Origin of the sequence: Micromonospora sp. NPDC005305 (assembly GCF_040607315.1) — a bacterium.
Classification (GTDB): Bacteria; Actinomycetota; Actinomycetes; order Mycobacteriales; family Micromonosporaceae; genus Micromonospora.
Window position 1 is genome coordinate 146,940 of record NZ_JBEXGL010000010.1, and the last position, 14,565, is coordinate 161,504.

General features: G+C 67.6%; 13 protein-coding genes and 2 pseudogenes. 4 read left to right on the top strand and 11 right to left on the bottom strand.

Annotation, left to right across the window (positions count from 1 at the left end; all coding sequences use genetic code 11):
• Positions 1–229: 229 nt before the first annotated feature.
• Positions 230–862: pseudogene (locus tag ABZS80_RS19015) on the bottom strand (nucleotidyl transferase AbiEii/AbiGii toxin family protein); the annotation flags it as partial.
• A gap of 2 nt (positions 863–864) precedes the next feature.
• Positions 865–1,228: pseudogene (locus ABZS80_RS19020) on the bottom strand (hypothetical protein); the annotation flags it as partial.
• Here ABZS80_RS19020 and ABZS80_RS19025 point away from each other — a divergent pair.
• The gene (locus ABZS80_RS19025) at positions 1,199–1,372 is read left to right on the top strand and encodes a hypothetical protein (protein ID WP_355057635.1); all 174 of its coding nucleotides are present in this window, start codon (positions 1,199–1,201) and stop codon (positions 1,370–1,372) included. The pseudogene ABZS80_RS19020 and the gene ABZS80_RS19025 overlap by 30 nt on opposite strands.
• A gap of 268 nt (positions 1,373–1,640) precedes the next feature.
• On the top strand, positions 1,641–2,039 hold the full coding sequence (locus tag ABZS80_RS19030) for a hypothetical protein (protein WP_355057470.1): 399 nt from the start codon (positions 1,641–1,643) through the stop codon (positions 2,037–2,039).
• Between the two features lie 90 nt (positions 2,040–2,129).
• Here the strand turns inward: ABZS80_RS19030 and ABZS80_RS19035 are convergent, their stop codons facing one another.
• The 8 genes from ABZS80_RS19035 to ABZS80_RS19070 form a co-directional block, all read right to left on the bottom strand.
• Positions 2,130–4,436, bottom strand: a complete 2,307-nt coding sequence (locus ABZS80_RS19035) for an ABC transporter permease (protein WP_355057472.1) — start codon at positions 4,434–4,436, stop codon at positions 2,130–2,132.
• Positions 4,433–5,158: an ABC transporter ATP-binding protein gene (locus tag ABZS80_RS19040; RefSeq protein ID WP_355057473.1), complete on the bottom strand. Its 726-nt coding sequence runs from the start codon at positions 5,156–5,158 to the stop codon at positions 4,433–4,435. The genes ABZS80_RS19035 and ABZS80_RS19040 overlap by 4 nt, the downstream gene beginning before the upstream one ends.
• Complete coding sequence (locus ABZS80_RS19045) at positions 5,155–5,616, bottom strand: hypothetical protein (RefSeq protein ID WP_355057475.1); 462 nt, start codon at positions 5,614–5,616, stop codon at positions 5,155–5,157. The genes ABZS80_RS19040 and ABZS80_RS19045 overlap by 4 nt, the downstream gene beginning before the upstream one ends.
• A 75-nt stretch (positions 5,617–5,691) precedes the next feature.
• Positions 5,692–6,927, bottom strand: coding sequence for an ABC transporter permease (locus tag ABZS80_RS19050; protein ID WP_355057477.1), 1,236 nt, complete (start codon positions 6,925–6,927; stop codon positions 5,692–5,694).
• Positions 6,897–7,664 carry an ABC transporter ATP-binding protein gene (locus tag ABZS80_RS19055; RefSeq protein WP_355057479.1) on the bottom strand — a complete coding sequence of 256 codons (768 nt, stop codon included), beginning with the start codon at positions 7,662–7,664 and terminating at the stop codon, positions 6,897–6,899. The genes ABZS80_RS19050 and ABZS80_RS19055 overlap by 31 nt, the downstream gene beginning before the upstream one ends.
• Positions 7,661–8,911 (bottom strand): peptidoglycan-binding domain-containing protein, encoded by a 1,251-nt coding sequence (locus tag ABZS80_RS19060; protein WP_355057481.1) that lies wholly within the window; start codon positions 8,909–8,911, stop codon positions 7,661–7,663. The genes ABZS80_RS19055 and ABZS80_RS19060 overlap by 4 nt, the downstream gene beginning before the upstream one ends.
• Before the next feature lie 31 nt (positions 8,912–8,942).
• Complete coding sequence (locus ABZS80_RS19065; protein ID WP_355057482.1) at positions 8,943–9,890, bottom strand: hypothetical protein; 948 nt, start codon at positions 9,888–9,890, stop codon at positions 8,943–8,945.
• A 23-nt stretch (positions 9,891–9,913) separates the two neighbouring features.
• Positions 9,914–10,480: a PadR family transcriptional regulator gene (locus ABZS80_RS19070; RefSeq protein WP_355057484.1), complete on the bottom strand. Its 567-nt coding sequence runs from the start codon at positions 10,478–10,480 to the stop codon at positions 9,914–9,916.
• Positions 10,481–10,989: 509 nt separating this feature from the next.
• Between ABZS80_RS19070 and ABZS80_RS19075 the strand changes: the two genes are divergently transcribed.
• Together ABZS80_RS19075 and ABZS80_RS19080 are read left to right on the top strand one after the other, a co-directional pair.
• Positions 10,990–12,261, top strand: a complete 1,272-nt coding sequence (locus tag ABZS80_RS19075; protein WP_355057485.1) for an SH3 domain-containing protein — start codon at positions 10,990–10,992, stop codon at positions 12,259–12,261.
• A 335-nt stretch (positions 12,262–12,596) separates the two neighbouring features.
• Positions 12,597–13,898, top strand: coding sequence for a methylaspartate mutase (locus ABZS80_RS19080; RefSeq protein WP_355057487.1), 1,302 nt, complete (start codon positions 12,597–12,599; stop codon positions 13,896–13,898).
• Between the two features lie 12 nt (positions 13,899–13,910).
• Here the strand turns inward: ABZS80_RS19080 and ABZS80_RS19085 are convergent, their stop codons facing one another.
• Positions 13,911–14,459, bottom strand: coding sequence for a hypothetical protein (locus ABZS80_RS19085; RefSeq protein ID WP_355057489.1), 549 nt, complete (start codon positions 14,457–14,459; stop codon positions 13,911–13,913).
• Positions 14,460–14,565: the final 106 nt, after the last annotated feature.

The window sequence follows — 14,565 nt, forward strand, 5'->3', positions numbered from 1 at the left end:
GACTGGCAACTCGCGCCCTCGTAGCTCAGGGGATAGAGCATCGGTTTCCCAACCCGACGCTCCGCCGGTTATCCACAGGCCGATGACCTGGGACCTCCTGCGTTCCGCCGCTGCGTGCCGACCGCTTCGCGGCCTTGGTGCGATCGCTTGCCGAAGATCAGCTGGAACGTTGTGGGTCCTGCGTGTACAAGGCTTGCCGCGAGTCGGGAGCCGAGTCATCGTTCCTCGCGTCGAGCAGTTCGCGGCGCCATTCGGCGAATCGGTTACGAAGATTGTCCAGCGCTCGGCCGGTGACGCCGTACTGGGCGAAGTCGTCGGGATCGAGCTGGGTGGCTTGTCCGAGCGCGTCGGCGAAGATGCGCGGGTCGAAGCCACGGTCGGCGCGCTGCGCGAAGGCGAGAAGGGCGTCGCGGGTGTAGCGGCCGGATCGGAGGGTGGCGTCGATGTCGATGAAGTCCGGGCGACGCTCGCCCGTAGAGGGCGCTCATCTTGTTCGCGACCGCGTCGTCGGGGTGCAGTACCGGTCCGATCGCCATGAGGATCGGTTCGTTGGCACGCCAGTCCACGCCGAGTTCGACCTTGGAAACCCGCGCACCGTCGGTGACGGCCAGGCGGGCGAACGTGTCGTACTGCCGCTCGGTCTCGACGGTCAGGCCGTCGTCCCCGGTAGGCGTGCACGACGGCGGTGACCGCGGCGGTGAACTCGTCGCGGCGGTCCCAGGCGGTGAACAGGTCCACGTCCTCGCTGGGCACGCTCGACAAGCCCGGCGGCTTGGACCGCGTAACCGGCGGCCAGCGCGAAGCCGTATCGTTCGGCCGCCGCGAGCCCGGTACGGGCGAGGCGTTCGTGGAAGGGGTCCACCGCTATGCCGCGTTGCTACGGGTTGCGGCGAGTTCGGGGAAGGCTTCCTCCCAGCGCTGGCGGAGCTGGGGTGGCAGCCAGAGGGTGGCCCAGAGCCGCCGGAGAAGGTCGGCGTCGAGCCAGGTGTGCAGATCCTCGACGGTACTGGCTTCGGTGAGCACCACCTTGTACATGCTGGCCAGGCGCGCGGCCCGGGTCAGGTCGTACTCGGCGTGCCCGGACCAGTCGAGGTGACGCGGAAGCGTCACCGTGCCTTCGGTCGGGCCGTGCCTTCGGTCGGGCCGTGCAGCGCCGCTGCGCGCCCAGGTCGCCTCGATCTGTGAGCGGCCGGATGGGATGGCGCTGTCGATCGAGTTGGCTGCCACGCGTGACCTGCACGCCCGCGTGCCCGTGCCGGCCGCCCGAGATGAGGCCGCGGCGCTCGCCGAGACCATGAAACCGGATGCTGGAGCGGCCGGAGACCGCCGCGGCGAGCCGGCGCCGATCTCCTCACCCGGCTCGGCGAACTGACCGGTCCTCTGGGCCCGACCGTCGAAGGAACCTGAGGCATTGACGTGCGCCTACCTCATCTATACCCGGTCGCGCTACCCGACAATTGCACAGGATCAGACATCTACCGAATTCGGCACTGTCAGATCAACAACACGCATCGACGGACTTGAAATCTTGACCGCGCTCCGAAACTTCGGCATTCTTCTATGCGGGTCGCGCGGCGGCCCGCCGGAATAGCGGTCATTCTGACGTTCTTTCGGCATGCCTGAAAACGGGAGGTTCAGACATGCGCAAGATCATCTTAGGTGGCGCGGGGGCGCTGTTTATGGTTGGCGCCTTCGCTGCGCCAGCTTCGGCTGACGTCGGCGACGGAAAGCTCACCTGCAACACCGGCGAGATCTGCTACGCCCGGGACAGCGACAACACCAACTACCAGAAGCACTTCTGGGACGAGGGCTGGCACACCAGCTACACCTTCACCGATGTCCGCAACGGTACCGGCGGCCAGGGCAATGTCCGCGATGGCGCCGACCAGATCCGTAACCGTGACACCGAGTGCAGTGTGAAGGTTGTCGACGACCACGGCGTCCTGCCGGACGACCACCGGACGTACAGCAACAACTCGACGTGGTATGTGCTCCACAGCGACATCAAGAACCAGAACGACCGTCACGAGCGCTGCTGATAGTTCGTTCGGGCCCGGCGTAGGAGCAAGCCTCCCACGCCGGGCCCTTCGCTGTCGGCCCTGAAATTGCCGACAGCCCTCCATTCCGTATCAATCGACGACCAGCAACCGCGTATCGATGGCCTCGCGTAGCGCCGGAAGCATCAGCACAACGACACCGATGACCGCCACTCCGCAGCCAGCCGTCGTCGCTGCCAACGGAGCCCAGGGTATGGTCAACTCGGGATGCTCGCTGACCACAAAGAAGGCTTCCGCCATGGGAATCGCGCACACCATGCCGACCAGCGCACCCGGCAGCAGGTTCGCGGCCGTCTGCCCCAGTAACACCAGTCGTAGCGTGCGAACGGTAACCCCCTGGGCTCGCAACGCAGCGATTCCGCGGCGCTCCTCAATGAGCCGGTCGAGCAGGGCCACCGCGAGGGACAGTGTCGAGACGACGAATGCGAGCACAAGCCCGGCCCAGGCCACCTGCCGGTAGGTATGACTCACTGACTGCGAGTCCCGCACCATCGTCTCGACATCGCGGACCTCTCGATTGCGGCCCTCCTGCAAGCGCTCGACGGCTGTCCGTACCCGTTCGACGACGATCGGATCGCTACTCGACACGGTGACCAGAATCTGCCGCACGGACGCGACGCGGAGTGCCTGCCGGGGCACCTGGGACACCGGAACGATCCCCGAACCGATCCCGAGTTCGCCAAGTCCGTCGAGTGCGTGGTGGATGGTCCTACCGATACGCACGGGTCCAAGCTCGACGTATTCGACGCCTGTGGAACTCTCGGTGGCATACTGGTAGGCCGCCAGCGGCTCCCCGGTGGCTAACAGATTCTCCCCTCCGTCGGACGGAGCCAGGTACGTGCTTTCTGGTCCGCACTCCGGCAGCGGCTGACGCAGTACCGTTGAGAATGCGGAGCAGTCACCAGCCACCGCGTTGACACCGGCCTGGCCCGCACCCGAAGGACCCAACTCGACGGTGACCAGAAGCGCCACACCGGTAACGCCGGGCAGATCCAGCTCGCCCGGTTCCGGTGCCCGCTCGACGTTCGCGAGGAAGGTGTGGGGCTTGAGATGTTGCTCCAACTGAGCCAGCGACGCGGGGGTACTCCCATCGGCGAGCGGCAGCACCGCGAGGAACCAGCCCGAGGCGAATACCAGAAGGGTGACGACCCCAACCACCCGCGCGGCTGTGGCCGCCGATGCCTGAGCACGCCGGGCTGCGAGGAGGACGGCCGGACTGCGGTCCGCCCGCAACATGAGAGCGGCGACCCCAAGGCACAGCGTCGGCGCGCTGACCAGCAGACCAATCATGATCAGAACGGTGGCCAGGAAGAGCGGTACGGCGGCTGCGCTGCCGGTCTGATCGGTAACGATCAGCCAGCCCGCCGTCAGTAGACCAACGACCAGCGGCAGCAGCCGCCATCGGCCCGGTCGGACAACGGTGGAGCGGCGCACGACACCCATCGGGTTGACGACCACCCGCCGAAGTGCGATCACGGCAGTCGCCGTAGCGAACACCGGTAGACCCACGACGATCGCCGCTGCAGCCGGAATCGGCGGCAGGACGTCGGAGACGAAGGCACCCCCACCTGGTAGCCGGGCCGCGCTCACGGCGGCGAGCACCTGGAAGGCCAGACCGCCTCCGATTGAGCCGACGGCTGCGGCCATCCCGACCTCGACCGCGGTGAGCTGCCGGACCTGCTTGGCTGACATACCAGACAACCGGAGCGCGGCAAGCCGGCGGTCCCGTTCCTGCGATCCCCAGCGGACCGCGTTGACGACTAGCGCCAGCAGCGGAAGCAGCAATGCCGCGAGGCCGATCGGCACGGCCAGTCGCAATCCTCCCGGAAGCGGCGGCACGTCCTCGGGCTTGGCGCCCCATCCGGACGCGGGGACGTAGTCGGCGGGAAAGGCTCCTGGGGCCGCTCCCATCCACACTGTCCACTCGTGTGGCCCGGTCAGCCCGGCATCGGCCACAGTCCCCACGAGCCGCTGTGGATACCGCTCGCGCAGTGTTGGATCAGCTCGCAGCATGGCCTCGACGTCCGGGGAGGCGACGATCTCCCCGGGAAGCGGCAAGCGGTCCAGCCCCGGCGGAGGCGGCGCATCCGACCGGAGGGCTGCCACCTCGGTGACGACCAACGTCCGATCCCGGTAGACGTCGGTCCACCGGCGCACCAACAACGTGCCGTCCGATCGCACCGCACCGCGCTCCAGCGTCGCCGACCGATTCGCCGCGCGGTCGCGCTTGGCCTCGGTCAATGGCAATGCCACCGAGCCGGCCAGCAGGAACACCGCCGCCACCGCCATGCCGGCCGCCGTCAGTAGGAACCGCTTACGCGACTGCGGACTGCCGACGGCCAGTTGCGCGGCGAGCCCGACGACGCCCGCCAGCCTCACCGCGGCGCTCCCGCTACCGACGGAATCACTCGGCCGTCACGTAACACCACCTCACGCTCGGCGTATGCAGCGATCTTGTCGTCGTGTGTCACCATGACCAGAGCGCATCGACGATTTCTGACCTGTTCAATCAGCAGATCAAGCACCAGCTCACCGTTTGCCGTATCCAGCGCACCGGTCGGCTCGTCGGCGAAGATGACGTCCGGGTCCGGGGCCAGCGCCCTGGCCACGGCGACCCGCTGCTGCTGACCACCCGACATCTCACCGGGCCGACGGCGAGCCAACTCCTCGACACCGAGGTCGCGCAGCCAGGATCGTGCGGTTTCCTCCGCAGGGCGCCGGCCGACACCGCTGAGACGCAGGTTGAGTGAGACGTTTTCCAACGCCGTCAGTTCCGGCACCAGATGCCCGAACTGGAAGACGAAACCGAACCGCTGGCGACGAAGTGCGCTGCGCTCGGCGTCCGGCATCGCCTTCAGGTCCCGCCCGCTGAACCACACGCGCCCCTCGCCGGGCATCACCAGCCCGGAAAGACAGTGCAGCAGCGTTGACTTGCCAGATCCGCTGGAGCCGATGATGGCGATACTGTCGCCGCGCTCCACGCTCAGGTCAACGCCGTCCAGAGCACGGGTCAACCCGTACGCGACTCGCAGCCCTTCAGCTCGCAGGAGAGGTATCCCGGTCTGCTTGTCATTCGGGGATGGCTGGACGGCCTGACTCATCCTGCCGGCACCGCGTCGATGTGCCAGCGTTCATCGATCTGCACGAGGGTCAGCTTGGTGGAGCCCAGCGCGTCGATCGCGCCCTGCTGGCTACCGTCGAGCTGTAGTTCAACGGTGGCAGTGCTGCCGTCTACCTGCGGATCCTTCATCTTCACCTTGCGTAGGGCTGCGGCCGATGCCTGATCCAGACGGCCGGCAACCGTCTTCACACTCTGCGGACAGTTGTCGCCGGCGGCGCGCTTCGCGAGTGCGTCCTGCGCTGCCTTGCTCATCAGTGCGCACGCCCGTGTCCCGTTACCGTCGGCGAGAGCGCTGGCATACAGCGGAACGACTTCGCGGACGCCTTCGGCCCCCGGCCGCTGTCCGGGATCACGCCCCTCAGAGCATGAGACGACCGCCAGCACCGGGAGTGTGGCAAGAGCGATGCGGGCAGTGAGCAAGCGCGTGGAACGACGCATGGACAAAACTCCTCACAATGGGCGATGGCTGACGATCAGCTATCGATGTCAAGACGGAGATGAAGGCAGGGCTCGTTACTGACGTCGTAAGGCATCCACGGGTTGAAGCCGTACCGCACGCCATGCGGGCGGGAGCCCGGCGACGATGCCCGCGGCAGCCCCGGCCAGTAAGGCGGAAGCGATTGCCACGGGGGTGAGGACCGGTCTCCATCCGTTCCATGTCGAGATCCCCACGACGACGGCCACGCCGGTGTATGCCCCGATCACGGCACCGGCCAGGCCGAGCGCGAGCGTCTCAGCCATGATCTGGAAGAAGATGTGCCGTCGCAGAGCGCCGACAACGGTGCGCAACCCCAGCTCCGCCGTCCGAGCGTGGACTGACGACACGGCGGAGGACGCGATCGAGATGGTGCCCATGACGAGGGCGATGAGCACCACGCCGAGGGCCAGCGATCGCACGTTGCCTTCGATCCCTTGGCGGAAGCCGCTCGCATCGAGCGGCCGGCTCACGCTCACGACGCGGCCGTCCTCGGGAGCCAGCGCGATGGCGGCCCGTTGCCGCACCGCATCAGCCGCACCGGACTGGGTCTCGATGAGCACACGCGCTCGGTCGTCGGATGATCCGTCACTCGTCGTGAACACCCCCCGAGGGACCAACGCACCCACCAGCACCTCGTCGCGCCGGTCGACATCCGAGTAGATGGCGGAGACGGTGAGCATCAGGCCGTCGATCCGGACCCCCGTGCCCGGACGAGCGACACCGAGCCGGCGCGCGGCCGATTCCGACAACATGATCAGCGGACTTCGGCTCCGGACGTGCAGGCTGTTGAAGGGCGTGCCGACCGTCAGGTGCGGTCTGATCGCCCGCAGGGCGTCCGCGTCAACGGGTTGGATCGCCACCTCGGTCATGCCCGACGAGGGTGGCCGCTCGACGAGGAACGTTCCGGGCGGATCCATCACACCGGCGTGTACCACGCCGCTGATGGCGCGTACCCGCTCCAGGTCGCCTGGCTCGGTGAAGTCGATGGAGGTGGCACCGGCCGCCTGAGTCACCACGAGCTCGGTGGCCCGGAAGCTGTCGAACTCGTCGGTGACCTGACGAGACAGCGTCGAAGACAACCCGGACATCGTGACGAGGGTGGCGGTGGCGACCACCACGCCCGCGATCACGAGCACCGCCTTCAGACCCTGCGCCCGCATCGACGCGGCCGCCTCGCGCAGTACGTCGCCGACGAACACGCGTCGCCGGGCCGCCAGCCGGAGCTCGGCCCCTGTCCGGCTCATGCCCGTTCCGGCTGCGGGAACGGCCACGAGTTAGTGACCTTTCCGTCGGAAACACGCAACGCCCGGTCCGCGCCGGCGGCCACGGTCAGGTCATGTGTCACCACGATCACGGTGGTGCCGGCCGCGTTCAACTCGTTGAGCAACGCCATGATGGCCACTCCGTTGGCGGTGTCCAGGCTTCCGGTCGGTTCATCGCACAGCAGGATGCGTGCGTTGGTGATCACGGCCCGGGCGATCGCGACCCGCTGCTTCTCGCCGCCAGACAGCGTCTGCGCGTTCGCGTTACTGCGGTGCTGGAGACCGACACGTTCGAGTACTTCGGCCACGAGCCGCCGCCGGATCCGTCGAGGCGTCCCGGTGTAGAGCAGACCCAGCTCCACGTTCTCCGCGACGGATCGGCCGGACAGCAGATGGAACGCCTGGAAGACAACGCCGATCTCCTGTGCCCGCAGGGCGCTCCGGTCGGCATGGCGCAGTGTCGTCGTCTCGGTTCCACAGACCTTGAGGAGCCCGGAAGACGGTTGGTCGAGCAGACCGAGCAGGTTCAGCAGGGTCGACTTCCCGGAACCAGACGGTCCGACAATCGCCGAGTATGAGCCCATGGGGATGAACAGGTCACACGGCAGTAGGGCGTGGACGGCAGGACCGTCCGTCACGTATGTGCGGCTGACTCCGGTGAGCTCGAAAGCTGCGGGCTCCCCGTCGCCGTACCCGGTCGTCTCGACGGAGTCCTCGATGCCCGCCAGGCGCTGCAGCAGTGTCACTGGCCCACGTCCTTGCCGCCCACGATCACAGCCGTACCGGCAGTCAGCGCAGCAGCGTCCCGGGGCGTGATCTCCACCCAGCCGTCTGCTTGGATGCCCGGCGTGACCTCGACGTCGACGAGTTTCCCCTGCTTTTCCTGCGTGCTGACGAACGCGGTCCCGTCGGGCCGCTCATTGACTGCGGTGAGCGGCACCGCCAGCACGGGCCCGTCGGTGTGTTTCCCCTCGACAGTCACCCTGTAGGACCGACCGGCATCGATCGAAAGGCGATCGTCCAGAAGCACGGTGACGGCCGGGCCGGAATCTTCCGACCCCGCGTCGGCGCCGTTGGAGGCGCCCTCCGAAGACTCGGCTGTCGCTGTCGTATTGGCTACGAGCCGACCGGTCACCGCCTTGCCACCGACGTCGACGCGTACGGCGGTTCCCTCGACGGCAACGTCCGCTCTACCGCTTGGCACGTCACCCTTCAGGCGGGTAGATGCGGTGTAACGGGACAGCACCGCCTCACTCCCGTTGACCATCTGGCCGACCTTCACCGACACCGTGTCGACCCGCCTCGGCAGACCTGAAACGACGAACAGCTCAGCCGGACGCGCCTCGATGGTCCGCCGCCGGGCCGGCGCCTTCGTGGCATCGACCGCTTCCGTTTCGTCGACGGCCGTTGTTTCCTCGTGGTAAGGCGGTTCCCAGCCGACCGAGCGGTACAACCTACCTAGTGCGGCCTGGGTGCCGGGTCCGTACGTGCCCTTGCGGTCAGCGCTCCGGTAACCGAGTGAGCGAAGTGCGACCTGGAGTTGCTCCACGTCTGGACCCGTGTCGGCATCTCTGATCGTGCGGTAGGCACGGAACCGCCCGGGCAAGGCGATGACTGGCCGGCCCTGCACCTCCAGCACGACACTGCCCGCCCGGACCGTGTCGTTGGCCTTGAGCGGGACGCTCGTGACGACGCCCTCGATGCCCGGCGTGAGGCGGAGGTCCTTCTGCGTGGAGGTGTCCAGGGTGGCACGGAAGGTGAACGCCTCACTCAGCTCCTTCCGTTCGACCGGAACGACCACCGGACTCGAGGCCCGAAACTCGGCGTTGGCGACGACTTCCGCCTGCGAGTTGACCCGGTCACCGAGGACGAGGATGGTGGCGCCGGAGCTGCTGGCGCTGATGAGGACCGTCAGCGCCAGCAGCAGTCCAAAGCGCCGGCGACTTCGCGGCTGTGGATCGACCCCCGGCGGGTCGGAACTCGGATGAGACACGAGAGACCTCTGAAAGACTCAGTTGGGGTGATCAGGACGCGTTGCGAGCGGCGTCGCGCAAGGTTGTGGAGATCCCCGCGAGCTTCACGGCGTAGCGGTCCGCGAGCTTCTTGCGCGGTTCGTCCTGCAGCTGCTCCAGCTTCTTGGTGAAGCCCTGCTGCTCACCACAGGTGACGTAGGCCAAGGCGAAGTCGACCTCGGCTGCCGGCGGAGTGTAGGTACCCGGATCCGATGGCGGGACGACGACGACCTCACCCTTCTTGATCTTGGGTTCGGGTCGACTTGACTGACTGATCGATGCAGTCTGCACGCCGGCGTCGCGTAGCAACGCGGCAAAGTCATCGGCCTTCTCAGCGTTCTCCGGGTCGAGCTGCGGATAGCCGGCCTTGCGAACGCAATCGAGCCGATCGGTCACCAGCTTGAGAATCGGCTCGGCGGTGGCGTCGAGGAGGCCCCGCCGGATCTCGTCCTGCACTTCGGCGCTCTGCGACAGCAGAGCACTCACGTCACCGCTTGCCTTCCGACTGAACTCCTTCCGGCACGAATCAAGGGCCGCGTCGAACGAAGGGTCCTTGGACAGGACCAAGCCGGGCTCACTGCGGGCGAACAGCAACACGGACCCGACCATCCCGTAACGACGCGCCTGCTCGGCCGTGTACGGCCCCATCTCCAGCGGGTCGATCCGCAGCGGCTCGCTGCGCGCCTGCGGGGTGCGCTGCGCCGTCATCTCGAACGCCTGCTGCTGTTGCGGGAACCCCTCGTCGGCAAGACACTTCCGCACGTCGGCCGAAAGACGATCTTTCAGCGTTTCGGTGAGACTGACGATCTCCTCCATCGAACCACTCGGGGCCTGCCCGCCCGCCGCCTTGCTGACTGGCGACGCGGCCGGATCCGGCGTCGCCGGCTTTTCCGAGGAGGAGCAGCCGGCAGCCAGAAGCACCGTGCCGACCAGGAAGAAACTCTTGAGTGCGGTATTCATTCTTCGATCCCCCGTGTGCACGTTCACCTCGATTTGTTGGTGTCTTGAATCAGCGCGGCATAGGCCTCGACGTCTTGCCGAATATTGGCCAGCCGGCGCTCGGTCGAATCGATCCAACGAAGGTCCGCGTCCAGGTGGAGGATCGCCAGATCCGCAGCAACCACTTCCAGCCGGCCCGAGTCCGGCGATGACTTGATCTTGGTCATCTGACGCATGAGCGCACGGTGCGAAGCTCGTTGCACGTCCAGTACCCGAGCGGCATCTCGCTGCGTCAACAGAGCAAGAATCACTTTGGCATAAAGGTCGTGCTGGAGGTATTGCTGAGCTCCCTCCGGCTCGAAGAACCAACGCTCGATTCCACTCGTGCCGGCCTCGGTCACCTGGAACAGCGTTCGGTCCGGACCGCCGGAGCGCTCCACGCCGACGACGGTCACCAGACCGTCGCGCTGCAACCGCTGCAGCGTGCTGTAGATCTGCCCGGACCGCAACGGCCGGCGCAGACTGAGCAGGGCGCCATAACATTGCTGCAGCTCATAGCCATGCAGAGGGCGTGGTTCCATCAGCGCTAGGAGGGTCTCCGGCACGGCCATGTAGAGCAGTATCCACTGAGTGGCTAGTGGCGGCAACCCCCTTGGCGATTCTCGCGAGGAGTCGACCGGCATCGAACGGCTGCGGCACCGGGCGATCAACCCTCGACCACATCATCCGCCGCACCAGCTCACCCACACGGCTGCGGAACTGCCCGGATGCGCAAGCCAGCCATTCTGACTCGACTCGCCCCGCACGGCGGCTCCGGATGCAACCGGAACGGCCTACCACAGGGCATTTACGGCGCGCGCATCGTATCGAGCCTAGTCGTTCATCGCAAGCGCATGAGATCTCCACCGGCCAATACGAATACTCGGAACAGCCCGGAACGGTCCATACGACTACGTTTCTGCAGCGCGGTGATCGAGGGACCCCCCAATCGCGGCAGGGCAACTATGATCCTCGATGCGAGGGGCTTCCTGTTTGGACTCCCGGCGCGATCGCGCAGCTCGCATCGACAGGACACGGGGGATCACGCATGACTATCCGAACATCGCGCGCCTGCAGGGCCATGACCGTCGGGGTGCTTGCTGTCGGCGCATCCATCACCGCGGTAGCCGGCACCGCCGAGGCCGCCGAGCCCACGGGGGTCGGCAAGTCGTCGCCGTCCGCGACCGCCTCCTGGCGGGTCGATCTGAGCAGGCTGACAGCGATGCAGCACAACACCCGACGCACGAGCCGTGGCCTCACGCTCGCCGACTCGCAGCCCCGGGGTGACCACAATCCGCCGACTGCCGCCACCCTGGCGCCGGGTCAGCCGGACACCGCACGGGGCAGTTACACCGCACCCGAGGTGAATGCCGGCCAATGGGTCAGTGCCGTGGTCGCCAAACCGGACGCTTCGGTGCCGGCGGGCACCCGCGTCGAGGTTGACGTACGTGGCCGCGGAGTCGACGGCGGCTGGACAGAGTGGCGTACGACCAAACCAGACAGCATCCTGTCGCTGCCGGAACCAGTGTCGAAACTGCAAGCGCGCGTCATCTTGACCAGCGCGGCCGACGGTGCCGCGCCGGTGGTGTCCGGCCTGGAGTTGCAGTCCGCCGCCGCACCGGCTGAGTCTGCGACGGCGGCCGCCACCGCGTACGGCCCCGTCCGGCTGTTCGCCACCCGCGAGGGACTGGTGGGTCACACCACGGCGAACGGCCACGTCATCAAGAGCCGGGATCACTTCGTCGCCCTGCCGTCGCGTCGCATGTTGGCCTCGAACGGCGGCAATGAGTACCGGGTGAAGGTCTGTTACAAGGGACGTTGCGAGACGGCTCCGGTCTGGGACGTCGGGCCCTGGAACACCCGCGATGACTACTGGAACCCGTCGAGTGTCCGGGAGACGTTCCGCGATCTGCCGCAGGGCCGACCGGAGGCGCAGGCTGCGTATCAGAACGGTTACAACAACGGCAAGGACGAGTTCGGCCGGACCGTGGCGAACCCCGCCGGCATCGACCTGGCCGACGGCACCTTCTGGGACGGGCTCGCCATGACCAACAACGACTGGGTCGACGTCACCTTCAACCCCGGCTCGTCCGGCGGCACGGTCACGGTGACCGCCTGGGCGCAGGCGAACGTCCGCAGTTGCGCCACGACCACATGTGCCGTCGTGAGCCAGGTTTACGCCAACCAGACCTATCCCGCCGTCTGCTGGACGGTCGGCGAGAAGGTCACCGCGGAGGGCGTCACCAACGATAAGTGGGTCAAGCTCCCGCTGGTCGCCGGTGGGTACGGCTACGTCTCCGGCATCTATCTGACGGGCGACCAGACCGGCGGCGTGACAACGCGCTGCACCTGACGCCACGCGGCGGCGGGCGGAGGGAGCATCGACTATCCGCCCGCCGCGGTCAGGGCGGTTTGGCCCATGACCACCGACGTCTACGGGACGCTCCAACGCACCTCGGAGTCGGGGTTCGCCTCGGCTGTGACGGCTTCGATGGGCAGGTCGCAGGTAACGATCTTGACAAGCGACGACGATCCGGCCCCAGCGGGGCACCCGGCTCAGCAGGGTCGGTCCGGGAGCCGGTTGTCCGGTAGTTTGGACCGTCGGCGCCGCCGAGCCCGTCCGCCGGCGGCAATGCCATCCACGGGGGAGGGCGGTGGGTACGCGGTGCGTACAGGTCGGTGTTTCCGGTGATTCGCGGTTCGTTCGGTGGGGCCGTTGCCCGGGCGGAACGGGCGGGGCGGCTCGTCGTTCAGCCCCGGCTCGGGTTCAGTGATCCGGCCGAGATGCGGGCGGCGCTGCTCGCCGTCAAGCAGGCGGCGGCGAGCACCGTTGGCACGATCACCCTCGACAGCTTCACCAGGGTCGGTGACGACGCGGCGGCCCGGCGTGCCATCGTGAGCCGCTCGGCCCTGAACGGCTACCCGATCGTTGCGCAGCCGCTCGAGACCACCCGGCGCTTCCTCCTCGACGGTGTGCTCGACGCCGACTTCCCGATCCAGGTCCGCCACGGCTCCGCGGCGCCGGCCGCCATCTTCGCCGTGTTGGCCGAGTTGGGTCTGTGGGCGAGCGAGGGCGGGCCGGTGTCCTACTGCCTGCCGTACAGCCGCCGGCCCCTGGCTGACTCGATCGCCGAGTGGACCACGGCGACCGAGCGTTTCGCGGAGGCGTCCGGGGGCGGGCGCCTCGCGCACCTCGAGACGTTCGGCGGCTGCATGCTCGGTCAGCTGTGCCCGCCGAGCCTGCTGGTCGCGCTCAGCGTGCTCGAGGCCCTGTTCTTCCGGCAGCACGGCATCGTGAGTGTGTCGTTGAGCTACGCGCAGCAGACGAACCGTGCGCAGGACGTCGAAGCGGTTCGGGCACTGCGGCGGCTCGCCGGTGAGCTGCTCGGGCCCGACGACTGGCACGTGGTGATCTACACGTACATGGGACTCTTCCCGCGTACCACGGTGGGTGCGGCGGCGGTGCTGCGCGACTCGGTACGACTTGCGCGCGCGACCGGCTCCGCCCGGTTGATGGTGAAGACCGCCGCCGAGGCGCACCGGATCCCCCAGGTGTGGCAGAACGTCGCCGCGCTGGAGCTGGCTGCCGAGGAGGCCGCCCGGACGCCGCCGGCGGAGCCGGTCACGGAGGACGAATCGGAGACCTACGTCGAGGCCTGTGCGCTCGTCGAATCGGTGCTCGACCTCGACCAGCGGGTCGGACGGGCGTTACGCCTCGCGTTCGCGCGCGGGCTGCTGGACGTGCCTTACTGCCTGCACCCGGACAATGCCAACCGGGCTCGGGGCATCATCGGCGACGACGGTCGGCTGCGCTGGTCGGACGTGGGGGCGATGCGCGTGCCGGTGGGGGGCCGCGCCGTGGGCACGCTGAGCTCCGGCGGGCTGATCCAGGCGTTGGAGTGGACGGCGCGCCGCTATGACCAGCTCGATGTCCCTCCCGGGCGGGGCAGGCTCAGGGCCGGCGGAGACGGACCGCTTCCGGTGACGTGACCGTCGAGGCGCCTATCGGCCGGTGGCAGCGGGGGTGAGCCGGTTATCGCGCGGCGGGACGTCAGCGACCGGCCGGGTCAGGCGGGCGACCAGTTCGGTGAACTCCGACAGGTCGGTACGGGAGTCGTCGAAGACCGCGTCGAAGCCGGCGTCGATCAGTCGTTGGAGCATCGGGGTGGATACCCCGTCGACGCCGAGCTTGCCACCGATGACCATGGGCAGGTGGTGCAGCCGCGGGTGGCGGCGGAGGGCGCGGGCGAGCCGTTGGCCTTCGATCCGGCCGTGGCCGTTGACCGTGCTGACCACCAGCAACCCCGGTCGCGTCCGGACGCATTCGTCGACGACGAGCGCCTCGGGTGTGCACGGGCCGAGGTTGTTCACATGGTAACCGAGCTCTTCGAGCAGCAGCTGGACGTAGACGAGGTTCCAGCTGTGCGCGTCGGAGGCGATGCTGCACAGGACGACACGCCGCTCATCGATCGACAGATGTCGCTGCTTCGGGGCAGTCTCCGACGGCTCACCTGTGCTAGACACTGTGGACGGATGCTCGGCAGTGCGCATTGCGTACGTCCCCCGGGTTCCAATGATGTTGATCTAACCGCTATCGACAGTCTAGAGTAGAGGATCCCGATCAAAGGGGCAGCAGTCGGATCCCGACTCCTACTCC